Here is a 20,524-nt window from a genome sequence, read left to right as displayed (position 1 = left end):
GCAGGGCCGCACCGCCCAAGGAGATGCCACCCAAGCCATACCGCGCAGGGCCGCACCGCCCAAGGAGATGCCACCCAAGCCATACCGCACAGGCCATGCGCAGCAGCCCGGCATGGCCAAGCTCAGCGTGCCCCCTCACGCCCCATGATGCGCAAGGACGTTGTGCGGGTCCGGGGCGCCGGGTACGACCGCCGGGTCGGCGTGCACCAGCGCGGCGGTCAGCTTCGGGACCGCGTGCAGCAGGGCATGCTCCGCGTCGACCGCGACCTCGTGCGCCTCCCGTACGGACAGCTCCCCGTCCACGACGACCGCCACCTCGGCGCGCAGCCGGTGGCCGATCCAGCGCAGGCGCAGCTCGCCCACGCCGAGTACGCCGGGGACCGTCAGGAGCGCCTCCTCGGCCGCGTCGACCAGGGCCGGGTCGACGGCGTCCATCACCCGGCGGAAGACCTCGCGTGCCGCGTCCCGCAGGACCAGCAGGATCGCCGCGGTGATCAGCAGGCCCACGATCGGGTCGGCGAGACGCCAGCCCAGGGCGGCGCCGCCCGCGCTCAACAGGACGGCGAGCGAGGTGAATCCGTCCGTCCTGGCATGCAGGCCGTCGGCCACCAGGGCGGCCGAGCCGATCTCGCGGCCGACGCGGATGCGGTAGCGGGCCACCCATTCGTTGCCGATGAAGCCGATGACGGCAGCGGCGGCCACCACCCAGAGGTGGTTCAGGGTGCGGGGGTTGAGCAGCCGGTCGACCGCCGCCCAGGCCGCGAAGGCCGCGGACGCGGCGATCGTCAGGAGGATGACGATGCCCGCGAGGTCCTCGGCCCGGCCGTAGCCGTAGGTGAAGCGGCGCGTGGCGGCCCTGCGGCCCAGGACGAAGGCGATGCCGAGCGGGATCGCGGTCAACGCGTCGGCCGCGTTGTGCACGGTGTCGCCGAGGAGCGCTACCGAACCGGTGAGCACCACGATCACCGCCTGGGCCACGGCCGTCACGCCGAGGACGGCCAGGGAGATCCACAGCGCGCGCATGCCGCGCGCGGACGATTCCAGCGCCGGGTCGACCTTGTCGGCGGACTCGTGCGAGTGCGGTTTCAGCACGTGCCCGGCCTTGTGCCGCCAGCGGGCCGAGCGACGCCCCGCACCGCCGGGCTCATGGCCGTGGGAGTGGGAGTGGCCATGAGGGTGGTGCTCGTGCGAAGGGTGCGGGTGTCCGTGCTGCTCACTCACGAGTGCGGCCTTCCGACGCGGGACGGAGAGTGGACACCGCGAGGCGCCCGCGCCCATTATGTGCGTATGAGCGCACGCATGCACCTATCACCTGCGCACGATGCGCACCCGCACGATCCGGGCGCCGAGCACTTCGCCCATGCGGCCGAGGTCCTGGGCCTCCTCGCCGACCGCACCCGGCTCGCCCTGCTGCACACCCTCGGCAAGGGCGAGGCGGACGTCACGACCCTGACCGCCGCGTGCGGCGCGGCCCGCCCGGCGGTCAGCCAGCACCTGGCCAAACTGCGCATCGCCGGGCTCGTGTCCGTACGCAAGGAAGGGCGACGGATGATCTACGGCCCGCCCGACGGGCATCTGCGCCGCGTGGTCGACGAGGTCCTCAACCTCGCCGACCACCACCTCAGCGGCGCCGCCGTCCACGACTGAGCGGGCCTCAGGCGTAGTCGCGCCTGCCGCGCCGGTGGGCGATCTCCCCCAGCACGATGTCCACGGCGAGGAAGGCCGCGAGCGGGATGCCGAGCAGCGGCACGAAGTAGCCGAGCACGGCGATCGCCGCCATCAACGGGACCAGGACGTAGGCCGGTACGTGCTGCCACGCACCGCGCGGCAGCGGACGCCCGAAGGAACTGCCGCGCCCGCGCTGCCACCACATGCGGTACCCCCACACGATCATCAGGATCAGACCGAGGGTGAGACCGGCGAGGGCGATCTGGTTGGCGAGCCCGAACAGCGTGCCGGTGTGCGCGTCGATGCCCCAGCGGGTCAGCTTGGCGAGCACGGGATAGTCGGCGAACCGCAGCACTTCGGTGACCTCGCCGCTGGCCGGGTCGACGGCGACCGAGTCCTGCTTCTCGGGCCAGCTGCGCTGGATCTGCCGGACGACGTACGCGGACGACGCGTCGGCGGGCGGCACGACCTCCACCGGGTTGGAGAGCCCCTCGGCACGGGCCGCCTTCAGGACGGCGTCGAGCCCGACACCGTCACCGGCGGAGGCGCCGCCCGCGTCCGATCCGCCGTGCCCCGCGTGCTCCCCGCCGCTCCCGGCGGTCGCCGTGAGCGCCGGCGTCGTCTGGCCGATGGCCTCCCGCAGATCGCTGACACTCTGTCCCGCGTACGTCGACCAGGTCAGCCCCGTGGCCGACAGGAAGATGAGCCCCAGGGCTGCCCACACGCCCACCGAGCCGTGCAGCGAGAGCGTACGACGGCGGCCGGTGGTCCCGCGCAGCTTGCGCTGGGAGCGTCGGCGTCCGAACCACAGCACCAGGCCGCCGCCCGCGATCACCCACAGCCAGCTGGCGGCGAGTTCGCTGTAGAGCCGGCCGGTCTCCCCCAGGTGCAGATCGCGGTGGAGCTCGTCGATCCAGGTGCGCAGCGGCAGGGCGCCGGTGGAGCCGTACTGCTCCAGCGCGCCGCGCACTTCGCCGTTGTAGGGGTTCACGAAGACGGCGAGGGTGTGGTCGGCGTCCACGCCCGGCGTTCCGGCCAGGAGCACGCGGGTCGTCGCACCGTCCTGCGGCGATGGCCGCACCGCGCTGACCGTTCCCTCGGGGTGCGCCTTGCGGGCGGCCGCGACCTGTTTCGAGATCGGCAGCTCGGTCTTGTTCTCACCGACGGGGACGCGCAGTTCATGGGAGTACACGACCTTCTCGACCTGGTAGGAGCAGGCGTACAGAAGTCCCGTGGTGGCGGCGACGAGCAGGAAGGGGGCGATGAGCACCCCGGCGTAGAAGTGCAGTCGCAGTACGAGCGGACGCAGCGACGCCCATCCGGACCGTCCTGCGGGGGGCGGTGTCCCCTGGGTCTCCTGCCCGTCGTCCGGGGCGAGGAGTGTGGGTTCGGCGGACATGAGCTGCTCTCCTGGATGAACGGGACGAAGGGCTGGTGCGGAGCGGCGCCGTAACGGGCCGGTGCAGGAGTCGGCCGGCGGGGCGGAAGAGTTCCCGGCGATGGCCAGGAATCGTGTGACGCGCGCCACACGGCGGGCGCGGGAGACCCGGGCCCGCGGGAGAATCCGGCTGCCGGGCGTGCGCCGCGATTGACGTATCCCGCGCCCTTCACCGGTGGCAGGGGCGGGACTAGCGTCGAGAGACCGGGAACCCTCAGGGCCGGGAACCCCCGGAACCGGGGCCCCTCAAGACTCCGTTGGAGACGCGATGCTCCAGACACGCGAGTTGTTCGACAGCCTTGCCTCTCGCGCCGACCACCTCGACAACCAGACGCTCGCCACCGCCGCCGACGCCCTCTCCGCGTGCGAACAGGCCGTGACCGCCTGCGCGGTCGGCATGCTCGCCGAGAAGGAGGCCGATGAGCTGCGGGCCGCCATCAACCGCGACCTGAACTGTGCCGACGTGGCCTTCGCCACGCGGCGGGTCCTGACGCGCGGCACGGACGCCGATCACGCGCTGCTGGCCGCGCAGTTGCAGGCGTGCGTACTGGCCTGCGAGCACAGCCACGAGCTGTGCGCCCAGCACGCGCCGCAGCACGAACACTGCCGCCTCTGCTCCGAGGCGACCGACGGCGCCGCGTCCGCCTGCCGCGAGGTCCTGCGGAGCCTGGGGGCCTGACTCGCCCGGATGCCCGGGGTGCCGGGGCTCAGCCTTCGGTCCGGGCGTCCCCGGGGAGCAGTTCGCGCAGCATGGCCTCGAACTCGTCCGCCGTCACAGGGGTGTCCGCGAGAAGCGCCTGGAGAAGCAGCCCGTCGTAGGCGTTGGCGAAGAGCTTGACGCGCAACGGATCGTCGGTGAAGAGCCGGGCGAAGGCGCACAGCGTCTGAGCCCAGTGCCGCGTCGGCCCGCGCAGGTCGGGCCTGCGCGAGGCGAGCAGGCACAGTTCGAACTCGGCGAGCAGCCGCCCCGGGGCCGTGAGCAGGTCGGCCATCAGGCGGGCGAGGGCACTGAGCTTGTCGGTGCCCTCGCCGGGTGCCTCGATCAGCCGGCGCAGCCGCTCGGAGTCCTCGTTCATGCAGGACGTCAGCGCCGCGGTCAGCAGGGCGTCGATGCTCTCGAAGTAGTACGTGCTCGCGGTCGTCGGCAGTTCCGCCTCGCGGGCGACCTTGCGGTGCGTCACCCCCGAGGCGCCGTCGCGCGCGATCACGCGCAAGGTGGCCTCGATCAGTTCACGTCGACGGCGTTCGCCCTTGGCCCTACGGCCGTCCGTGATCGGCGCGTTCAGTGTGCGACTCCTGTCCGGTGGCGGTCTCCGCGACGATACCTGGCCGGTCGGGGCCGCTCGTGACCTGCTCCCCGCCCGCCGCCCGTGCCGTCTCGGCGCTCACGTGCCGGTAGCTGAGCAGCGTGGTCAGGAGCGCGAGCGCGCCCATGGCCAAGGACACGTAGAACCCGGCACGGGTCCCGAAGGAGTCCACGACCTGCCCCGAGGCGGCGGCGCCGAGCGCGACGCCGATCTGGAGCCCCGCGATCATCCAGGTCATCCCCTCGGTGAGGCGCGCCGCGGGAGTGAGCCGCTCGACGATGCCCATGATGGTGACCATGGTCGGCGCGAAGAACACGCCGGCGAGGAAGACCGCGGCGGACAGGGTCGCGATGCTGTCCACGACGAGGAACGGCACCGTCGTCAGGGCCGTGCCCGTGACCCCGAGCACGAGGAGCCGCGGGAGCGGCACGCTCCACTTCAGCGCTCCGAAGGTCAGTCCCGAGACGGCGGACCCGACGGCGTACACGGCGAAGACGATCCCCGCGGCCCCCTTCTGCCCCTGCTCCTGGGCGACAGCGAGCCCCATGGTGTCGACGGTGCCCGCGATGGCGCCGCCGAACAGCAGCGTGAGCGCCATGGCGAGCAGCGAGCCCGACCGGATCGCGGACCGCCCCGCGCCGCGCGCCTGCGGCTGCACGGGAGGTTCGGTGCGCTTCTGCGGGACGAAGAGCAGTACGCCCACCACGAGCAGCGCGGCCGCGACCATCGGCCCCGCTTCGGGGAAGAGGGCGGTGCCCAGGACCACGGCGATGGCGGGCCCGATGATGTAGGTGAGCTCGTCGACCACGGATTCCAGGGAGTAGGCGGCGTTGAGCCGCGGCGAGCCGCGGTACAGATGGGTCCAGCGGGCCCTGACCATCGCGCCCATGCTCGGCATGAACCCGGCGAGGAACGCGAAGACGAAGAGGGTCCACACGGGCGCGTCGTAGTACGCGCACAGGAGCAGCCCGCCCAGGGCGGCGACGCTGACGCCGGTGGCCGGGAGCAGGACACGCCCCTGCCCCAGCCGGTCGACCACGCGTGATATCTGAGGGCCTATCAGCGCCATGGACAGCGTGAACGTCCCGGCGACGGCACCGGCGAGCGCGTACTCGCCGCGCAGCTCGGACAGCATCGTGAGGATGCCCATGTGAGTCATCGGCAGCGGCAGCCGCGCAAGCAGCCCGGCCGCGGAGAAACCCTTGGCGCCGGGCGCGGAGAACAGCGCGCGGTAGGGGTTAGCCATCGAGCGCTCCCCGGTCGTTTCCGGGCAGCAGGAAGTGGTGCATTCGGGCCTCCGCAGCGCATCACGAGAAACTTGAACGAACGTCCCACTTTCTATCACGGGCGACGGCCCGGGGAGGGGAAAGTCCGGATCACCGCCGTGGTTCGCTCCTCGGTCCCCGATCCGGCAAACTGCCCGGATGGACTATGAGTTCTGGAACGACATCCACACCCGCGGCGGCATCCCCGCGGTCAAGAGCGCACTGGAGGAGCTGGCCGAACGCGGTTCTCCCGAGGAGGTGGACGCGGCGATGGATCTGGCCTACCGGGTCATCGAGGACGACACCGCCCGCCTCCAGGCCCGAGCGGATCAGGCCGAGGCCAGGCTGCGGATGCTGACCGACGAGGCGCGCGAGGTGGGGCGGCAGGTCGACGCGCACGCCGAGGCCGAGGGCTCCGCCGCACCTCAGGAGCGCGCGGAGCGTGAGTGACCCGCACGGGGCGCCAGGGGGCTGAGCCGCGGAGCGGCTTGGCGCTTTCCGGGCTCCACCGCGACCGCGGCCGGTGCTAGCGTCCCAGCGTCCGTCGCTGAAAGGGATGCACATGACCGTGGAAGACCTCGACGCAAGCGGCACGACGGCCCCCACCCCCGAGGAAGTCGGGGCGATGTACGACCAGTTCGGCGACATGCTCGCCATGACGCTCGGCTCGACCGCCGTCCACATCGGCATGTACGCGCCGCACGACGAACGGCCGTCCGTCACCACACTGACCGCACTGGCCGACCTCGCCCAGGACCGGCAGACCGATTTCCTCGTCGACACGATCGACTTGGCGCCCCACGAGCACCTGCTCGACATCGGCTGCGGAACCGGCGGGCCCGCCGTCCGGCTGGCCGAGCGCACCGGCGCCCGCGTCACCGGGATCAACGTCAGCAAGAGCCAGCTCGCCCGGTGCCAGGACCGTCTCACTGCCCGGGGCCGCGCCGTCCAGGGCCTCACCGAGCGGGTGGACTTCGCCTACGGCAACGCCATGCGACTCGACTACGCGGACGCGGCGTTCGACGCCGCGTGGTCCATCGACTGCGTCCCGCACCTCTCCGACCGGCCCGCAGGGCTCCGCGAGGCCCTGCGGGTGCTGCGTCCTGGCGGGCGGTTCCTGTTCACGGAGTTCGCGCTGCGCGGCAGCCCCACCGCCGAGGAAGTGGCGGCCTACACGCGGATGTGGACCTGTCCCCCGCTCACCCCCTTCGCCACACTCGTCGACGAACTCCAACAGGCCGGATTCCGCGTGGAGTCCGTACGCGACATGACCTCGAACGCGGCCCTGTGCGGCGAGCTCATGTGCGTGCTCTACGAGGACCGGCGCGGCGAGATCGAGGAGCGGTTCGGCAAGGAGGCCCTGGCCCACACCGATCCGCTCATGGCCCCCTACCGCTCCTTCTGCCGCAACCACATGGACTACTACCTGCTCGTGGTGCGCGCCCCCGAGGCCTGACGCCCCGCGAGACCGGGCGCGACCCGCGGGCCTCCTGCGGTCGGCTCAGCTCACGGTCACCGTGACGACCGGCGAGACGGTCGCGCCGCTGGCGACGCGCAGTTCGTTCTTGCCCTTGAGGCCGAGCTTGGCGCGCAGGCCATAGCTTCCGGACGCGTTGGTGACCGTGCTGGCGGGCAGGGCCTTCCACGCCCCGTGCTGCTTCTGCTGCAGGGTGACCTTGCTTCCTGCCTTGAGCCCGGTCGCCTTGCCCGTGATGCGCAGCTCCTGCCACGCGCGCACGTGGGAGAGCGACGCCTTCGCCGTGAGCGTGGCCGGTGCGGGCTCGGCCGTGGTCTGCGACGGGACCGGCTCCGGGCCCGACCCGGCGGCGAGCGCGGCGGTGGCGGGAATCAACAGGACCGATCCGGCGAGGGCGGAGACGGCGGCGGTGCGCAGAAGGCTGTGACGGCGGGTGTTTCGCATAACGGCAGTGATCCCCTTGGGTGTCGGTCAGCACGCGGTCCTCGTCATGCGACGAGCCGCACATTGATGAACATAAACGTAGGCACCCGACATTGCGATCACCCGGAGAGCGCGTAACGGAATCCGGTAAAACCGGTCACGGCACCGCAACTACCCGCACGGCTCCCCCGCGTTGCCTCTTCCCGGCCTCGTGGTCCGGTCAGCGGCGCGTCAGATGGGCGTGGGTCGCCGCAGCGGAACTGACCAGTTCGGTCACCTGATAGCCGTCGAGCCCGTCGGCCACGTCGTCCAGGAGCCGCTCGCCCCTGCCGACGAGGAGCGGGACGACGACCAGGTGCAGTTCGTCGATCAGGCGGGCGCGCAGGTACTGCTGCACGGTGGCCGGTCCTCCTCCGATACGTACGTCCCGGCCACCCGCCGCCTCGAAGGCACGCGCGAGGACCGTCTCGACGGGCTCATCGGTGAAGTGGAAGGTGGTCCCGCCCTCCATCGCGAGCGAGGGGCGCACGTGGTGGGTGTGGACGAACACGTCGTGGTGGTAGGGCGGGTTCTCTCCCCACCAGCCCTTCCACGACTCGTCCTGCCACGGTCCGCGCTGCGGCCCGAACATGTTGCGGCCCATGATGGTGGCCCCGATGTTCTCCTCGCTGCGCTCGATGCGGTCGACGTCGATCCCCGTCTTGCCGTCGGCGCGGTCGCGCATCGCTGCGATCATCCAGTCGTGCAGCCCTTCGATGCCGTCCCCGAAGGGTTCGTCCAGGCGCTGATGGGGTCCGGCCGCGAAGCCGTCCAGCGAGACGGTGATGTTGTGTACGCGCACCTTCGGCATGAGTTCTCCTCCTGGTGATCCTCCTGGGTGTTTCCCGCTCTCTCATCTTCGCGTCGAACGGACCCCGGCGGGATCGACACGCGCGGCCCTCAGATGCCCAGCACGGCCTTCGCCGTCACGAAGTAGATGATCAAACCGGTCGCGTCGACCAGGGTGGTGACCATCGGCGCCGACACCACCGCGGGGTCGATCCGCAGCCGCCTGGCGAGCAGCGGCATCGTGCCGCCGATGGTCGCCGCCCAGCCGCAGATGACCACCAGCGTGATCCCGACCACCAGGGCGATCTTCGCGCTGACGAAGAGCGTGCCCACGACCACCCCGAGGACCGCGAGCAACGAGCCCAGGACCAGGCCGACGCGGCACTCCCGCCAAATGACCTTGAGCAGGTCCGATCCGCGCACCTCGCCGACGGCCAGGGCGCGTACGCACGCGGTCGCGGCCTGCGCCCCGGCGTTGCCGCCTGCGCCGATGAGCCTCGGGATGAACATGGCCAGCTGCGCGGCCTTCTCCAAGGTGCCCTCGAAGGACTGCGTCACGCTGACGGTCAGGGTCGCCGCGACGAGCAACAGGCTCAGCCACAGCGCCCGGTAGCGCGCGAGCTGCCACACCGACGCGGCCATGTAGTGGCCGGCCCAGGGCGCGGCACCCGACTGCCGTGCCACGTCCTCGGTGTCGGCCGCCTCGATGACTTCGAGCGCGTCGTCGATGGTGAGCAGTCCGACGAGCCGGTTCTCGCCGTCGACGACCGGCAGGTTCAGGTCGTTGGTCTCGCGCATCAGCCGGGCCGCCCGCTCGGCCGAGTCGGTGGCGTACACGGACGCCGGCTCGGTGACGATCAGTGCGGAGACCATCGTCTCCGGCGGGCTGAGCACCAGTTCGCGCAGCTCGGCGATGCCGGTGAGGCGCTGTCCGTCGTCCACGACGGGCAGGGTGTAGACCGTCTCGGCCTGACCGCCCTTCTCCCGTACGACCTCCAGCGCCTGCCGCACGGTGAGGTCCTGCCCCAGCGCCACGACCTCGGGGGTCATGTAGCGGCCGACGGAGCCCTCCGGGTAGCCGAGCAGCGCGGAGGTCATCCGCCGCTCGTGCGCGCTCAGTCCCGCGAGCACCCGCTTGGCGACTTCGGCGGGGGCCTCGCGCAGCATCCTGGCCCGGTCGTCGGGGTCCATGCCCTCGACGAGTTCCAGGAAGGTGCGGTCGCGCAGCCCCTCCAGGATCTGCTGCTGGTCGACCGGCTCCAGCTCCTCGAAGACGGTCAGCGCCCGGTCCTTGTCGAGGAGCCGGAAGGCCATACCCGCGTCGGCCGTGTCCATCCGGCCGAGCTCGTCGGCGATCACGTGCGGCGGGTTGGTCTCCAACCACTCGAGCGCAGCGTGCAGTTGATGGCTCTTGACTATGTCCTGCAAGGATTCGGGGAGTTCCGGATGCAGCTCTTCGGACAGGTTCGTCTGAGGCATGGGGCAGGTCCTCGGCGCAGCGGTGAGACACGACACGGGGCACCCGGGTGGAGAGCGCCGATGAAGGCTACATGGGCCGGATGAACGCCGGGAGGGCGCGTTTCACGGCGGCGGGAGCGGTCACCGCGCCCGCGCGGTCCGGCTGCGGACGAGGCTGATCAGGGAGGGGCCGCCGCGCAGGCACCAGAGCGCGATGACGGGATCGCAGATGGCGCAGCCCAGGGACGAGTCGTGGGCGAAGGGGATGATCGGGTTGCCCTTGAAGTGGTGGAGCAGGTCCCAACCGGTGTGCAGCAGCCAGCCGATGCCGATGAACGTCCAGGATTCCAGGCCGCGGTAGGCGCAGTAGGTGACGGCGGCGGCGAAGGGGAACTCCCAGCCTCCGAAGCCGCCGCCGCTCAGGTAGGCCGCGCCCGCACCGGCCACCATGATGGCGTTGAAGCGGCGCCGGTGCGGTTCGCGGATCAGGGACATGACGAGGGCGTAGAGGACGCCGATCAGTAGCGGGGCGACATAGGTCATGGCCTGCATGGAGTTCCTTCAGTGGTGGTGCGTGTCCGGTCCGTGCCGGGATCACCGCCGAAGTTATCCGGGCCCGCGACCGCCTCCCAGTGGCATTAATGACAGCCTTCAACGGGATAGCGCCACTGCCTGAGAAGGGCTCTCTCGCCCGGTCCCTCATCGCCTCCCGGACTCAGGGTGGCGCTTGGCGCCGCCGGTCAGGAGCGACTCGATTCCGTGACCCCGTTCTCCCATGACCTGCCGGCAGTTGGCGGCCTCCGCCGCCGGGCCGAAGGCCTCCTTCGCGCGCCGCGCCGCCACGGCCGCCGCGGTGTCGGCGCTCACGAGGTCGGCGTTGACCGCTGTCGCCGCCGTCATGCCGGCGGCTGCGGACACCATGACTCCGGCCACCAGGTCGGTGACGTTGCCCGCGACCCACACTCCCGCGACGCCCGTGTAGCCGGTCGCGTCCGACTCCACATAACTCCCCACGCCCATGGGGTGGTTGACGCTCTTCAGGCCGAGCCCCGCGAGCACCGCGCCACGCGCCTCGAACTTCGGCGCCACGGCGAGCGCCCGCACCGGGATGTGCCTGCCCGAGGCCAGCCGTACGCCGGAGAGCCGGTCCTCCTCGACATCGAGACCGACCACTTCCCCGTCGACCACGGCGATGTCACGGGCGGCCAGCTGCTCCCACTGCTCCTCGGTCAGCTCGCCGGCGGTGTGCAGGAACAGGGTCACCCGCGGCGACCACTGACGGAACAGGAGTGCCTGGTGCACCGCCATCGGGCCGGTGGCCAGGACGCCGATCGGCTCGTCGCGCACCTCCCAGCCATGGCAGTACGGGCAGTGCAGGACGTCACGGCCCCACCGCTCACGAAGACCGGGGACATCGGGCAGCTCGTCGACGAGCCCTGTCGTCACCAGCAGGCGTCGCGCGCCGTGGCTCCGGCCGCCCGCGGTGTCCACGACGAAGCGCTCGCCGACCCGACGGACGCCCGTGACCAGGTCGGACACGATCCGTCCGCCGTACCCGGCGACTTCCTCCCGGCCGATCCGCAGCAGGTCGCCCGGCGCGAGGCCCTCGTTGGAGAGAAACCCGTGCACCCCGTCGGCGGGAGCGTTGCGCGGCTCACCGGAGTCGACCACCAGCACCGTGCGCCTGGCCCGGGACAGGGTCAGCGCGGCCGACAGACCGGCCACGCCGCCCCCGACCACCAGTACATCCACCTCTGCGTCGACATCCGCTCCGGCAGCCGCGCGCTGGTCGGCGTTGATGTCTCGCTCATTCGTCTCAGTCATGTGGACACCGTGCGCCCGACCTCAGCAGATCGGCAAGCTTCCTTGCTGGTTCAGCAAATGAGAACCTTCACCGATCACACTCCAGATCGGCCGGGTCGACCGCGTCGGCCATCACCCGCATGCCCTTGTCGTTGGGGTGGAGGTGGTCTCCGCCGTCGAGGGCGGGGAGCAGCCGTTCCCGGTCGTACGGGCTGCGGAGCGCCTTGTCGAAGTCGGCGACGGCGTCCAGCTCGCCGCTGCTCCTGATGAAGTCGTTGACCTCCTGGCGCACCGCCTCACCGGCGGCGTCGAACTCCGACCAGCCCTTGAAGGGCAGCACCGTCCCGCCCACGACGCACTTGCCCGCCGCGTGCGCCCGGTCGATGATCTGCCGGTATCCGTCGATGAGTTGAGCCGACGTGACCCCGGTGTGTGCCTTGATGTCGTTGATGCCCTCGAACAAGAACACCGTGCGCACGCCCGGCTGGGAGAGGACGTCCCGTTGCAGGCGGGCCACGGCGCTCTGCCCCGCGCCGTCGGCAAGGACCTTGTTGCCGGAGATGCCTTCGTTGGCGACGCCCTTGATGCCGGTCATGGACGCGCTCTGGAGTCGTCGGGACAGGTAGTCGGGCCAGCGGCGGTTCGTGTCGGTGGTGGACTGCCAGCCGTCGGTGATGGAGTCGCCGAGCGCGACCACGGCGCCCGTGTCCGCCGCGCTCTCCACGCTCACCGCGTCGAGGTAGAACCACGAGCCGATCCGCTCGCTCCAACTGCCCTCGCCCTCTTCGCCCGCGTGGTCGCCGCCGGTCGCGTACGACGTCTGCATGGCCATGCCGTGCCCTGTCGCCTGGCCCGCGGCCTCGGCCACGTACAGGCTGACGACCAGGTCGCTCTGTGCCGCGAGCCGTCCGGGCAACGGATCGCCGGTCACGCTGTCGCCCGGCGCCACCTTGACGGAACGCGCGCCCCCGAAAGTGATCCTGCGGTTGCTGCCGGGGACGAGCCGGGCACCCTCCTCGCGCTTCCCGGCGTACACCTTCCCGAAGGTCACCGGCCGGTCGCCGAACGCGTTGGACAGCCTGACCCGCGGACGGGAGCCGCCGACGCTCGTCCGGACGACGAGGCGGTAGCTGCGGTCGGCCACCGCCTGGCCGAGCCGATCGGCGCTCGCCCCCCAGGTGACGACCTGATGCCGGGACGCCTCCCCCGCCGCCGAGGCCGACGCCATCGGCAAGCACAGCGCGAGCACGAGCCCGCAGACGACGCCGACCGCCCGGCTCCGCCGCGCGAACCACATTCCGGGCCTCAACTGCCCGCTCCCCGCAGCGTGACGGAGCCTCCGGGCTTGAGGGCGACCTTCCGGGTCACTCCCCCGTACGACACCGTGGTGCTGCGCCCGCCGACGCTGCGCAGTCGCGCCTCGGTGACCTTCCCGGACCGCCAGCGCAGGTCGACGACGAAGCCGCCGCGCACGCCGACGCCGGTGACCGAGCCGGAGCGCGCCCACGCCTCGGGCAGGGCCGGGAGCAGCTCGACGTGTCCCGGGCGCGAGTAGACCAGCATCTCCAGCATCGCCGCCGCCGTGCCGAAGTTGGAGTCGATCTGGAAGATGCCGCGGCCCTTCTCGACCTCGTAGATGTCGAAGAGGTTCATCGCGGTGCCGTTGCTGCCCTCAATGGACGGCCGCAGGTTGTTCACGATCAGCTGGTACGCCCTGTCCGCGTCCTTCAGCCGGGCCCAGCACAGGCTCCGCCAGGCATTGGCCCAGCCGAAGCTCTCCATGCCGCGTGCGGCGAGCAGCGCCGTCGCCCCCTCGAGCAGGGCCTTGGGCGTCGACGCGTCGGGGCGGATCCGGTCGCCGGGGAAGAGCTGGACCAGCGGGGAGAGGTGCCGGTGGGTGGTCTCGCCGAGGTTCTCGGGAGACATCCACTCCTCCAACCAGCCCGTCTTCGGGCTGACTTGGGGGAGGTAGAGGCGTTCCTGGAGCGCGCCGACGGTCTTGGCGTGTGTGATGTCCTTGCCGAGGACGGAGCAGGCGGTGCGGTAGTTCTCGAAGAGCGCCCAGACCAGTTCCTGTGCGTACGTGATGCCCTTGGCGTCCAGGGGGCCGTGCTCGGGAGACCAGTCGCTGTCGGCGATCAGGACCTCGCGGCTCTTGCCGGTCGCCTCGTCGGTGACGGTCTCCGTGAGCAGGCGCGCCTCCCAGAACTCGCAGGCACCCTTGAGCAGTGGATGGATCTTCGCGAGGTAGGCACGGTCCTGGGTGAATTCGTAGTGCTCGAAGAGGGAGTTGGCCAGCCAGGCGTTGCCCGCCGGATGCCACCACCAGCCGTTGCCGCCGTGGATGTTGGTGGAGATGGCCACGGTCCAGCCCGCGATCTTCCCGCTGGAGTTGCGGTAGCGGTTGCGCGGGTCGTTGAACAGGGTCCGGGTGAGCTCGGTCCAGGAGGGCAGCTGCGCCAGGCAGTAGTCGGCGTACGCGTCGAAGCAGGTGGACAGGGCCGCCCGGTCGGCCAGCCAGTAGTTCATCTGGATGTTGATGTCCGTGTGGTAATCCCCCATCCAGTCCGGGTCGTTGCCGTCCAGCCACAGGCCCTGGAGATTGAGCGGCAGGCTGTCGCGGGACCCGGCGATCATGAGGTAGCGGCCGAACTGGAGGTACGCAGCCTCAAGTTCGGGGTCCGCCTCGCCGTCCTGGGCACGGGCCTGTACGCGTTCCCAGGTGTCGAGGCCGCGCTGGGTCCGCGACGAGGTGCCGAGCGAGACGCCCATCCGCTCGAACAGGCGCCGGTGGTCGGCGACATGGGAGTGCAGGAGCGTGGTCGCCGAGTGGCGGGCCGCCGCGAGGACCTTCGTCCTGGCGAGGCGTTGCGGGTCGAGGGTGGGGTCGCGGTAGCCGGCTGCCGCGTCGGGTGCGTAGTTGGTGCCGCCGCTGACCACGACCGTGAACTCCTTGCACCCGGCGACGGAGATCCGCGAGCCGTCGACGGCCACCGTGCCGGTGTCGCTGTAGGCCGTCACCGCGGCGCCGTAGCGCAGCCCGCCGTCCGGGAAGGCGGCACCGAACGAGGCGGCACGGGGAGGGTGCGCGGTGGTGGTCTCGTCGTGGGTGCCGGTGAGGGTCACCGTTCCGGTGTAGCGGCCGCCACCCGTCTGGGAGAAGTGCAGGACGATCGCGTCGTCGGGATGGCTCGCGAAGATCCGGCGCTGGTACGTCACCCCTGAGCGGACGTACGAGGTGGTGACAAGACCTTGGCTGATGTCGAGTTCGCGGCGGTAGTCGGAGACCCCGGGCAGGTCGTGGTCGAGGATGTCCACGGTCAGGCACCCCAGGAGGGTGAAGGAACCGAAGTCATCTCGCCCGTAGGGGAATTGGCCGTCCGCGTCGAGGGTGGCGTTGCGGCCGCCGGTCCACAGCGTCGCGTCGGTGATGAGCAGCAGTTCACGGGCCGGGGCGTTGCCGGTGAGCGCACCCAGGCGCCCGTTGCCCACGGGCAGGCCCTGTTCGATCATCGCCCGGTCGGACGCGGGCGCCCGGTACCAGAAGCGGGTCGTCTCCGCATCGGCCAGCAGGGGCGATCCCGCCTGCCGGGTCACGGGCGCGGAGTCCGCGAAGGCGGGCAGACCGCCGAGTGCGGTGAAGGCGCCCGCGGCGGCGGCCACGGAGAGGATGTCGCGGCGGCTCGGTCTGGGGCGTGGTGAGCGGGTGTGCTGATCGTCGTCCACTAGGCACTCCGTTCAGGAGGAAAGTGCGTGCGGGAGGGAGGAAACGAGCACGGACGTGGGTCAGGACCGCTTCGGTACGTCGATCCGGTCGAGGTCGGGGGCGTAGCCGTCGCCGCTGTCGAAGGTGACCGTGTTGGTCCCGGCCTTGAGGGTCACCGGCACACCGATCGTCTCGGCGGTCCCCCAGTCCCCGGTGGAAGGGAACTTCAGGGCGGTGGAGCCGTTGCCGTTGGCGGAGACCTGGACCGTGCGCGGATCACCGCTGACGTACGCGACGTCGATCACGTAGCGCCCTGCCTTCGGCACCACGATGTCGTTGAACCGGAGTTTTCCGCCCTGGTAGAGGTTGCCGACCTTGCTTCCGCCCGAGCAGGCGGCGCAGTCACCGACGGCCGCGTTGCCGCTGAGGGTGTTGGCCGCGGACTCGGCCTCGTACCCCGTCATCCGCTGCTCGGGGCCGCGCGGCGTGACGGTGAAGAGGCGCGAGCCGTGCGCGGGCAGCGTCTGCGTCACCTTGTCCTTGTACGTGCCGAGGTCCTCGTGGTTCCACAGGTCGCGGACCTTGCCCCGGCCGGAGAAGCCGAGGGACGAGAAGTCGGCGGTGACGGCGGCGGGCGAGTCGCCGAGGTTGAACAGGGCGACGGTGTGGCTGCCGTCGGCGTTCTTCGCGCTCCAGACCTGCCGGTTGCCGGAGGCGGTGATCGGCCTCGCGGGTGGTGTGCTGCCCTGGTTGAGGGCGATGACCTCGCGGTTGGTCAGGAGCGATACGCCGTAGTCGTCGAGGCGGGTGAGGTCGTCGCCGGTGTAGAGGGGTGACTTGGCGATGGCCCACAGCGTCGCGTAGCTCTGCCGTTCGGCCTTGCTCAGGCCGTCCATCTCGCCATTGCCCACGTTCAGGGAGTCGAGGTCGTTCCAGCCGCCGGGGCCGGCGTGCCGGGTCCAGCCGGGTGCGTCGTCCCAGCGGTCGTCGACGGAGTTCTCCCACGACACCAGGGTGTCGCAGTAGCACTCGACGTCCGTGTCGATGCGCCAGCCGTTGGAGTACTTCTTCCAGTCGGCGACGTGGTTGATGTCGAGCGCCCAGGAGATCTCCAGGTGGATCGGGCGCCCGGCCTTGGCTATCGCCTGCTTCCAGGCGGCCACGTCGGCGACGTTGTTGTAGTTGTCGCCGCTCTTGGATGAGCCGGGGCCCACCCCGTCGAGCTTGAGGAAGTCGTAGCCCCAGTCGGCGAAGAGCTGGGCCTGCGAGTCGACGTACTTCTGCGCGCAGGGGCGGGAGAAGTCGAGCTTGTAAGCGCTGTCCCAGCCGTTGGTGGTGCGCAGGTCGTCGTGGACGATGTCGGCGGTGGTGCAGCCCTCCGCGTTCCAGATGGGCACCTTGCCCTCGCCGTACGCCTCCTTCTCCAGGCCCACCGGCAGGTAGATGCCCGCCTTCAGGCCCTTGGCGTGGATGTCGTCGGCGACCGGCTTCATGCCGCGCGGAAAGCGGCCCGCGTCCGGTGTCTGGCGGGCGTGGGCGTCGAACTCCGGTTTCCACGCCATGTCGCGCCACCAGCCGGCGTCGATGTTGACGTACTCGTAGCCGTACTTCTTGAGCTTGGACGCCATGGCGTCGGTCTGCTTGAGGACGTTCTTCTCGGTCAGGTAGCTGTAGTCCCCGTCGGGGTTGAGCCCGGGGTACTTCGAGGACTGCATGGACCAGCTGGTCCAGCCCATGTAGGGCTTCTGGGCCAGGTCCGCGGCGGGCGCCGCCTCGGCCACGGGGGTGGCGGCGGCGGGCACGGCCGTCGTCGGACCGGCGGCGAGGGCCAGGACGAGCACGGAGGAGTACAGGGACGACCGCATGGGCCGGACCTCCTGAGATCGGGGGCAGCGTGTCGGGGGGGAGAGACGTACGCGCGGCTGTGAGGTCAGCCCTTGCCGGAACCGATGGTCAATCCGCTGATGAACTGGCGCTGGAGCGCGAAGTACACCAGCAGCGTGGGGATCGCGGTCAGCAGCGCACCGGCCGCGATGAGGTTGGGGTTGGTGAAGTACTGGCCCTGGAGATTGGCGAGGGCGGAGGTGATCGGCCTCTTGTCGCCGGTGTCGATCAGGGCGAGCGACCAGAAGAAGTCGTTGTAGATCCAGATCGATTCGAGGGTGGCGAGCGCCGCGAAGGCGGGGCGGCACAGCGGGAGCACGATCTGGAAGAACTGCCGCCACACGGGCGCGCCGTCCACGAGGGACGCCTCGGTGATCTCTTTGGGGATCGTCCGCATGTAGTTGCTGAGGACGAAGGTGCAGAAGCCGCACTGGTAGGCGATGTGGATCGCGATGATGCCCCAGACGGAGTCGTAGAGCAGGAACGAGTCGCTCATCCAGCCGGGGAGGCCGATCTGGAGGTAGAGCCGGTACAGCGGGGTGATAAGCACCTGTGCGGGCAGCAGGTTGCCCGCGGTGAAGAACATCAGCAGGGCGATGTTCCACCGGAAGGCGAAGCGCGAGACGAAGAAGGCGACGGCGGCCGAGAAGAGCAGGGTGCCGAGTACCGCCGGGATGGTGATGAGGACGGAGTTCCAGAAGAAGTGCGGCATCCCGGACTGGCTCCAGGCGTCGGAGAAGTTCTCCAGGCTGATGCCGTGCGGCCAGGACAGATAGCCGTGCTTCGCGGTGTCCTCGTAGGGCCGCAGCGAGGTGTACACCGCCCAGAGCAGCGGGACGAGCCACAGGAGGGCGATCCCGCCGAGGAGGACGTGCCGGCCGGTCTGCCGCCGCGGGCGGGGCGGGCCGTCGCCCGAGGGCAGTGCGCTCCGGGTGCGTGGGCCTGCGGCCGGCGGGGTGGCGGTCGCGGTCACTGGTCCTCCTTGCGGAAGGTCTGTACGAGGAAGGCGCAGATGGCGAGCAGGGAGACGACGAGCAGGACGACCGCGAGCGCGGAGCCGTAACCGATGTGGCTGGACTCGCCGATGATGTTGTCGGTGATCAGGAGCGAGAGGAGCTCCATGCCGGGTTTGCTGCCGGTGCCACCGCCCAGGACGTACACGATGTCGAAGGCCCGCAGGGACTCCATGACGGTCACGACGAGGATGATGATGTTGACCGGCTTGAGTGCGGGAAAGACCACGCGCAGGAACGTCTGGCGTCCGTTGGCGCCGTCGAGGGCGGCGGCCTCCTTGAGCGCGGGGTCGAAGCCCTTCAGGCCCGCCAGGTAGAGGATCATGATGTAGCCGGTGTGCCGCCAGGCCGAAGCCACCAGCACGGCCCAGAGGTTGAGGTCCGGGTCGCCGAGCCAGTCGATGTGCTGACCGGGAGCCACTCCGCCCAGGACGCCGTTGAGCAGTCCGTTGTCGGGGTTGTAGATGATCTCCCAGATGAAGCCGACGACGGCCAGCGAGAGCACCATCGGCAGGAAGATCGCGGTCTGGTAGATCCGTGTGAAGCGGATCTTCCGGTCGAGCTGGTAGGCGAGGAAGATGCCGAACGGGGTGGGCAGCAGCGCCGTGAAGAGCAGCCAGACGACGTTGTGCTGGACGGCCGGCCAGAACGGCGGGTAGTTGGTGAAGATCTCCCGGTAGTTGTCGATCCCGGTCCAGCGGATGTCGGAGAGCGCGATGCCGTCCCAGTCGGTGAAGGACAGGCCCACGGAGGCGAGCGCGGGAAGCCAGACGAAGACCAGCAGGGCGAGCAGCGGAATGCCGACGATGACGGTGAGGAAGACGCGGTCACCGGGGCCGAGCCGCCGGGGCCGGGCACGCTTGGACGGGGGCGCTGGGCGCGCTGTGCGCACGGGGGACATGGTGAACCTTCCCGGTCCGGATCAGGCCGTTCGGGCCGTTCAGGCCGTGAAAAAGCGCGGACGCTGGGACTCGATCTTCTTCAGGAGGGCCGCGCCGTCGTCCGGGTGACCGAGCCATTCGGTGAATCCGGGCAGGACGACGGTGGAGATGAAGCCCGGGTCGCTGTCGCGGTCGCCGAACTGGGTGATGTGCTCGGCCGACGCGATGAGGTCGGCGGACTTCTTCTGCAGGGCGTTGTACTTGCCGGTGTCCGCGCGGGAGTTGACGGCTACGTTGCTCGGGTCGACGCCCATGTAGAGGTTCTCGGCCTCGGCGCCGCCGAGGTATTCGAGCATCTTGGTGGCGCCCTTGAGGTTCTTCGGCTTGCGGCTGAGCATGAAGCCGTCGGTGGGGGCCTCGACGGTCTCCTGGCCGTGGGCCGGGTCGACCTCCGGGAAGGCGAAGAAGTCGATGTCCGCGCGCAGCTTCTCGTCGGTGATCTGCTGGCCGAGGAAGAGCCCGATGACGGCCATGCCCGACTTCTTGTCGAACAGCGACTGTGCGGCGTCCTGCCAGGACCGGCCGCCCGCCCCCTGCTGGTAGAAGCCGCTCAACTCGCGCCACAGATCGAGGGTCTTGGTGGTGCGGCGGTCGGTCCAGGCGACCTCGCCCCGCATCAGGTCCATGTGGAAGTCGTAGCCGTTGGCACGGAGATTGAGATAGTCGAAGGCCCCGAGGATCGACCAGCTGTCGCCGCCTCCGTAGCCGGATGCGATCGGCGAGAGGCCGTCCTTCTTCATCTGCTTGGCGAGCGCGGTGAACTCGCTCCAGGTGCGCGGTGCTTCGTATCCCTTTTCCTTGAACACGCTTTTGCGGTAGAAGACGGCCCACGGGTAGTTGTACAGCGGGACGAAGTAGTACTTGCCGTCCTGCCCCTTGGACAGCTGCTTGGCGGCGTCGCTGAATCCGGAGCCTATTTTCTCCCATACGTCGTCGATGGGGTGGGCCAGCTTCTTCTTGGCGAAGTACTGCATGCGGTAGCCCGCGAACCAGGTGAAGACGTCGTCCGGGGTGCCCTGGAGATAAGTGGAGATGCTCTTCTGGAACGTGTCGTGGTCGACGGTGTTCGTCTTGACCTTCAGTCCGCTGTCCTCGGTGAAGGCGCCGGTGACGGCCGCGTAGGCCTTCTCGGGTGTGGCGTCGGCTCCGTTCGACCCGAAGGTCACCGTCTTGGGATCGGCGGCCGGTCCGCCGCCGCAGGCGGTCAGGAGCGGCGCGGCCAGCGCGGCGGCACCGGCCCCGAGGGAGCCGCGGACCACGGTGCGGCGGCTCGGCTCACGGGCGGTGAAGGGTCTGCGGCTCTGCTGCGTCAT

The 20,524-nt window shown here is 70.3% G+C and carries 19 protein-coding genes; 4 read left to right on the top strand and 15 right to left on the bottom strand.

The window, feature by feature from the left end; genetic code table 11:
• Positions 1–135 precede the first annotated feature (135 nt).
• A complete protein-coding gene (locus tag ACZ6ZP_RS16305; RefSeq protein ID WP_469407182.1) occupies positions 136–1,221 on the bottom strand; it encodes a cation diffusion facilitator family transporter in 1,086 nt (361 codons plus the stop codon).
• A 78-nt stretch (positions 1,222–1,299) separates the two neighbouring features.
• Here ACZ6ZP_RS16305 and ACZ6ZP_RS16300 point away from each other — a divergent pair, with 78 nt between their 5' ends.
• Positions 1,300–1,647, top strand: a complete 348-nt coding sequence (locus ACZ6ZP_RS16300; protein WP_351155886.1) for an ArsR/SmtB family transcription factor — start codon at positions 1,300–1,302, stop codon at positions 1,645–1,647.
• A 7-nt stretch (positions 1,648–1,654) separates the two neighbouring features.
• On the opposite strand, the gene ACZ6ZP_RS16295 is transcribed toward ACZ6ZP_RS16300, so the two are convergent.
• The gene (locus tag ACZ6ZP_RS16295) at positions 1,655–3,067 is read right to left on the bottom strand and encodes a PepSY-associated TM helix domain-containing protein (protein WP_468616668.1); all 1,413 of its coding nucleotides are present in this window, start codon (positions 3,065–3,067) and stop codon (positions 1,655–1,657) included.
• A 307-nt stretch (positions 3,068–3,374) separates the two neighbouring features.
• On the opposite strand from ACZ6ZP_RS16295, the gene ACZ6ZP_RS16290 reads away from it, so the two are divergent.
• Positions 3,375–3,785 (top strand): four-helix bundle copper-binding protein, encoded by a 411-nt coding sequence (locus tag ACZ6ZP_RS16290; protein ID WP_351155892.1) that lies wholly within the window; start codon positions 3,375–3,377, stop codon positions 3,783–3,785.
• A 28-nt stretch (positions 3,786–3,813) separates the two neighbouring features.
• On the opposite strand, the gene ACZ6ZP_RS16285 is transcribed toward ACZ6ZP_RS16290, so the two are convergent.
• Together ACZ6ZP_RS16285 and ACZ6ZP_RS16280 are read right to left on the bottom strand one after the other, a co-directional pair.
• Positions 3,814–4,332, bottom strand: coding sequence for a TetR/AcrR family transcriptional regulator (locus tag ACZ6ZP_RS16285; RefSeq protein WP_383824465.1), 519 nt, complete (start codon positions 4,330–4,332; stop codon positions 3,814–3,816).
• Between the two features lie 31 nt (positions 4,333–4,363).
• Positions 4,364–5,659, bottom strand: a complete 1,296-nt coding sequence (locus ACZ6ZP_RS16280) for an MFS transporter (protein ID WP_351155894.1) — start codon at positions 5,657–5,659, stop codon at positions 4,364–4,366.
• 178 nt (positions 5,660–5,837) lie between these two features.
• On the opposite strand from ACZ6ZP_RS16280, the gene ACZ6ZP_RS16275 reads away from it, so the two are divergent.
• Positions 5,838–6,128 (top strand): hypothetical protein, encoded by a 291-nt coding sequence (locus ACZ6ZP_RS16275; RefSeq protein WP_351155897.1) that lies wholly within the window; start codon positions 5,838–5,840, stop codon positions 6,126–6,128.
• 112 nt (positions 6,129–6,240) lie between these two features.
• Positions 6,241–7,134 (top strand): SAM-dependent methyltransferase, encoded by an 894-nt coding sequence (locus tag ACZ6ZP_RS16270; RefSeq protein ID WP_351155900.1) that lies wholly within the window; start codon positions 6,241–6,243, stop codon positions 7,132–7,134.
• Between the two features lie 45 nt (positions 7,135–7,179).
• Here the strand turns inward: ACZ6ZP_RS16270 and ACZ6ZP_RS16265 are convergent, their stop codons facing one another.
• The 11 genes from ACZ6ZP_RS16265 to ACZ6ZP_RS16215 form a co-directional block, all read right to left on the bottom strand.
• Complete coding sequence (locus ACZ6ZP_RS16265; RefSeq protein ID WP_366464112.1) at positions 7,180–7,599, bottom strand: hypothetical protein; 420 nt, start codon at positions 7,597–7,599, stop codon at positions 7,180–7,182.
• A gap of 199 nt (positions 7,600–7,798) precedes the next feature.
• Positions 7,799–8,428, bottom strand: coding sequence for a dihydrofolate reductase family protein (locus tag ACZ6ZP_RS16260; protein WP_383824304.1), 630 nt, complete (start codon positions 8,426–8,428; stop codon positions 7,799–7,801).
• 89 nt (positions 8,429–8,517) lie between these two features.
• Positions 8,518–9,885, bottom strand: a complete 1,368-nt coding sequence (gene mgtE / locus ACZ6ZP_RS16255; RefSeq protein ID WP_469407179.1) for a magnesium transporter — start codon at positions 9,883–9,885, stop codon at positions 8,518–8,520.
• A gap of 120 nt (positions 9,886–10,005) precedes the next feature.
• Complete coding sequence (locus tag ACZ6ZP_RS16250) at positions 10,006–10,407, bottom strand: DUF6010 family protein (protein WP_351157911.1); 402 nt, start codon at positions 10,405–10,407, stop codon at positions 10,006–10,008.
• Between the two features lie 156 nt (positions 10,408–10,563).
• The gene (locus ACZ6ZP_RS16245; RefSeq protein WP_469407177.1) at positions 10,564–11,688 is read right to left on the bottom strand and encodes an NAD(P)/FAD-dependent oxidoreductase; all 1,125 of its coding nucleotides are present in this window, start codon (positions 11,686–11,688) and stop codon (positions 10,564–10,566) included.
• Between the two features lie 67 nt (positions 11,689–11,755).
• Positions 11,756–12,895, bottom strand: coding sequence for an SGNH/GDSL hydrolase family protein (locus tag ACZ6ZP_RS16240; protein ID WP_469407278.1), 1,140 nt, complete (start codon positions 12,893–12,895; stop codon positions 11,756–11,758).
• Positions 12,896–12,972: 77 nt separating this feature from the next.
• The gene (locus tag ACZ6ZP_RS16235; RefSeq protein WP_469407175.1) at positions 12,973–15,393 is read right to left on the bottom strand and encodes a glycosyl hydrolase family 95 catalytic domain-containing protein; all 2,421 of its coding nucleotides are present in this window, start codon (positions 15,391–15,393) and stop codon (positions 12,973–12,975) included.
• 60 nt (positions 15,394–15,453) lie between these two features.
• Positions 15,454–17,238, bottom strand: a complete 1,785-nt coding sequence (locus tag ACZ6ZP_RS16230) for an alpha-galactosidase D (protein WP_469407173.1) — start codon at positions 17,236–17,238, stop codon at positions 15,454–15,456.
• A 65-nt stretch (positions 17,239–17,303) separates the two neighbouring features.
• Complete coding sequence (locus ACZ6ZP_RS16225) at positions 17,304–18,230, bottom strand: carbohydrate ABC transporter permease (RefSeq protein ID WP_469407172.1); 927 nt, start codon at positions 18,228–18,230, stop codon at positions 17,304–17,306.
• The gene (locus tag ACZ6ZP_RS16220; RefSeq protein WP_383824289.1) at positions 18,227–19,171 is read right to left on the bottom strand and encodes a carbohydrate ABC transporter permease; all 945 of its coding nucleotides are present in this window, start codon (positions 19,169–19,171) and stop codon (positions 18,227–18,229) included. The genes ACZ6ZP_RS16225 and ACZ6ZP_RS16220 overlap by 4 nt, the downstream gene beginning before the upstream one ends.
• A 39-nt stretch (positions 19,172–19,210) precedes the next feature.
• Positions 19,211–20,524 carry an ABC transporter substrate-binding protein gene (locus tag ACZ6ZP_RS16215; RefSeq protein ID WP_399972606.1) on the bottom strand — a complete coding sequence of 438 codons (1,314 nt, stop codon included), beginning with the start codon at positions 20,522–20,524 and terminating at the stop codon, positions 19,211–19,213.

It is taken from the genome of Streptomyces sp. NPDC054047 (genome assembly GCF_055585065.1).
This window is presented reverse-complemented; position numbering and strand designations above follow the sequence as displayed.